Source organism: Burkholderia sp. BCC0398 (assembly GCF_902833245.1).
GTDB lineage: Bacteria > Pseudomonadota > Gammaproteobacteria > Burkholderiales > Burkholderiaceae > Burkholderia > Burkholderia sola.
This window is the reverse complement of sequence record NZ_CADFEM010000044.1, coordinates 1-1,837: the sequence shown is the minus strand read 5'-3', so window position 1 is coordinate 1,837 and position 1,837 is coordinate 1. Positions and strand designations below refer to the sequence as shown.

Here is a 1,837-nt window from a genome sequence, read left to right as displayed (position 1 = left end):
AGGAACGCGCGGATCGACGGGTGCGTCTTGTAGCGCTGGAATTCCTCGAACGGCGACAGGTACGGGTTCGTGTAGCCCAGGCCCACCACGAAGCCGACCACGACCTGGTTGTTGTCCATGTGATACAGGAACGAGCCGCCGTACGTATCGGACTTCAGCGGCCAGCCGGCCGTGTGGATCACGAGGCCCGGCTTGTGCTTGGCCGGATCGATTTCCCACAGTTCCTTGATGCCGATCCCGTACGCCTGCGGATCGGCGTTCGCGTCGAGCTTGAACGTCGAGATCAGTTGACGGCCGAGGTGGCCGCGGCAGCCTTCGGCGAACAGCGTGTACTTCGCGTGCAGCTCCATGCCGAGCTGGAAGTTCTCGGTCGGCTCGCCGTCCTTGCCCACGCCCATGTTGCCGGTGGCGACGCCCTTCACCGAACCGTCGTCATTGTAGAGGATCTCCGCAGCCGGGAAGCCGGGGAAGATCTCGACGCCCAGCGCCTCGGCCTGCTGGCCGAGCCAGCGCGTCACGTTGCCCAGCGAAATCACGTAGTTGCCGTGATTCTTGAAGTTGTCCGGCAGCGCCCAGTTCGGCGTCGTGACGGCGCTCTTCTCGGACAGGAACAGGAAGCGGTCTTCGCTCACCTCGACGTCGAGTGGCGCACCGCGTTCCTTCCAGTCGGGAAACAGCTCGGTGATCGCGCGCGGGTCCATCACCGCGCCCGACAGGATGTGCGCGCCGATCTCGGAACCCTTCTCGAGCACGCACACGCCGATCTCGGTGCCTTTCTCGGCGGCCAGCTGCTTGAGCCGGATCGCGGCAGACAGCCCGGCGGGGCCGCCGCCGACGATCACGACGTCGTATTCCATCGATTCGCGCGGGCCGTATTGCGCGAGCAAGTCCTGTGTGGTCAAAATCCTGTCTCCTGCTGCGTCCCGACCGTCAGCGGTCAGAACTGGTCTTCCGTCANAGGAACGCGCGGATCGACGGGTGCGTCTTGTAGCGCTGGAATTCCTCGAACGGCGACAGGTACGGGTTCGTGTAGCCCAGGCCCACCACGAAGCCGACCACGACCTGGTTGTTGTCCATGTGATACAGGAACGAGCCGCCGTACGTATCGGACTTCAGCGGCCAGCCGGCCGTGTGGATCACGAGACCCGGTTTGTGCTTGGCCGGATCGATTTCCCACAGTTCCTTGATGCCGATCCCGTACGCCTGCGGATCGGCGTTCGCGTCGAGCTTGAACGTCGAGATCAGCTGGCGGCCGAGGTGGCCGCGGCAGCCTTCGGCGAACAGCGTGTACTTCGCGTGCAGCTCCATGCCGAGCTGGAAGTTCTCGGTCGGCTCGCCGTCCTTGCCCACGCCCATGTTGCCGGTGGCGACGCCCTTCACCGAACCGTCGTCATTGTAGAGGATCTCCGCAGCCGGGAAGCCGGGGAAGATCTCGACGCCCAGCGCCTCGGCCTGCTGGCCGAGCCAGCGCGTCACGTTGCCCAGCGAAATCACGTAGTTGCCGTGATTCTTGAAGTTGTCCGGCAGCGCCCAGTTCGGCGTCGTGACGGCGCTCTTCTCGGACAGGAACAGGAAGCGGTCTTCGCTCACCTCGACGTCGAGTGGCGCACCGCGTTCCTTCCAGTCGGGAAACAGCTCGGTGATCGCGCGCGGGTCCATCACCGCGCCCGACAGGATGTGCGCGCCGATCTCGGAACCCTTCTCGAGCACGCACACGCCGATCTCGGTGCCTTTCTCGGCGGCCAGCTGCTTGAGCCGGATCGCGGCAGACAGCCCGGCGGGGCCGCCGCCGACGATCACGACGTCGTATTCCATCGATTCGCGCGGGCCGTATTGC

At 65.0% G+C, this 1,837-nt stretch carries 1 protein-coding gene and 1 pseudogene; both read right to left on the bottom strand.

Annotation, left to right across the window (positions count from 1 at the left end):
* On the bottom strand, positions 1-902 hold a 902-nt coding region (locus tag HWX76_RS36425; RefSeq protein ID WP_176017108.1), incomplete at its 3' end, for an NAD(P)/FAD-dependent oxidoreductase.
* A 56-nt stretch (positions 903-958) separates the two neighbouring features.
* Positions 959-1,837, bottom strand: a pseudogene (locus HWX76_RS36420) (NAD(P)/FAD-dependent oxidoreductase); the annotation flags it as partial.